2 protein-coding genes are annotated in these 1,599 nt (G+C 54.0%); one reads left to right on the top strand and one right to left on the bottom strand.

Annotated features, from left to right (window positions below):
• Positions 1-542, top strand: a 542-nt coding sequence (locus tag AWB78_RS42455) for an IS630 family transposase (protein ID WP_157697908.1), incomplete at its 5' end; no start/stop codon positions are given.
• Between the two features lie 552 nt (positions 543-1,094).
• On the opposite strand, the gene AWB78_RS50105 is transcribed toward AWB78_RS42455, so the two are convergent.
• Positions 1,095-1,358, bottom strand: a complete 264-nt coding sequence (locus tag AWB78_RS50105; RefSeq protein WP_082883659.1) for a group II intron maturase-specific domain-containing protein — start codon at positions 1,356-1,358, stop codon at positions 1,095-1,097.
• Positions 1,359-1,599 lie beyond the last annotated feature (241 nt).

Consider the following 1,599-nt stretch of genomic DNA (forward strand, 5'->3'; position numbering starts at 1 on the left):
GCTTAAAAAAAGCCAAGCGCGAAGGCCGACTGATCGTCTTTATCGACGAGACTGGCATCAGCGAACGCCCCACCCGGGTGCGTACTTGGGCACCGAAGGGGCAAACGCCGGTTATCCAGTTTCATTTCAACTGGAAGCATGTGTCCGCGATTGCGGGCCTCAGTCGCACGAACTATCTGTTTCGGTTGTACGAAGGCAGCGTAAAGAAGGAACAGGTGATCGAGTTTCTCAAGGCGCTCAAAGCGCATCTGAGGCAGCCGCTGTTGATCATCTGGGACGGTGCCAGGCCCCACCACGCGGCAATTGTCCGGCAATACGTGGACTCTCTCGAGGGCCATATTCAGATCACCTTTCTGCCGCCGTACTGTCCAGAACTCAATCCCGTCGAATATCTGTGGGCATGGCTAAAACGTCACGCGATTGCGAATTTCTGCCCCGACAACCTCGACGAGTTGCAGACCGTCGCCCGCAACAAGCTGAAAAGCGCGCAGCACCGACCTTCAATCATTACCGCGTGCTGGATTCAGGCAACCCTGTGGTGATGTCAAGATTTATGGAAAGGTCAATAGGCAAGCTCGTCTCAGAAAAAAATCGATAGATCGAGTTGGCGGGCAGGACGTGCTTCACTGACCGCTTACGGTTCTCCCGGCCTCGGAGTACTATCAGCCAGTCTGACTTCCGTCAGGTCATCAGGCCGTTCTACCTTCTCGGCTCGTCGGGCCTTACAAGCAAATGTCACTTGAACCTGACGGATCTCCCTTGTTCACATAAAACCCTTCGGTTGCATGCTGGCGGTACGAACCCCGGAAGCACCCCAGTACACTTGCCATGACGTGTACCGGAATTCTGCCTTCCTCTTAGAGAGATAGAGTCGGCTACTTCGACCACGATCGATTTCGGGGCTATCTTTCCGTTCACCGATGTTCCGGCCTACAACCTTCCTGTCTACGCTTCGCAATGGCCGTTGCCGGACACCACGCAAGACTCGGTACACGGCTGCTGGCTAGGCTTTGCCGCGGTTGCCATCTCAGGCAACTGAATTTCATGCGCTTGCAAGGCGCAACTCTCACAGATCCGTACGTGAATCTCTCGATTCATACGGCTCCTCTTGTCCGCCGTTCTTCGAAACAGAAATCCCAGTGCGCGAACAACTGTGGAAGACTTTCCCGACATCTCTTAAGCCACGCCCAAGATCGTCGTTTGCGTCCTCTCGGTCGCTTGTACTTATTTCGCGCCCACCCGCCAAGCCGCAAGTCTATTCTGTTCAGAAACCGTTTCAGCGGCTCCGGATAGAATGCACCATAGTAATTCACCCATCCCCTGACCATCGGGTTTATTCGCCGCGCCAGTTCGGGCAGTCAATGAGGTACTTCGATTGAGACTCAAGCTGCGAATGGCCTGAGACATTCGCGTTAGCGCCTTTTGACTTACCGCGGGTCCGAACCCGGTGAACAGATTTCCTTCTCGGTCTTGTACCGTCCGAGCGTAAAAGCTGAAACCAAGGAAGTCGAACTTGGTGTAGATACTGACTGGTGCATCAAATAGTGCTCTTTTTTCTCAGGCAGCGTAACGGACGTGTCTTTCCTTAAAGAGATTGCG

It is taken from the genome of Caballeronia calidae (assembly GCF_900044055.2).
Lineage (GTDB): Bacteria > Pseudomonadota > Gammaproteobacteria > Burkholderiales > Burkholderiaceae > Caballeronia > Caballeronia calidae.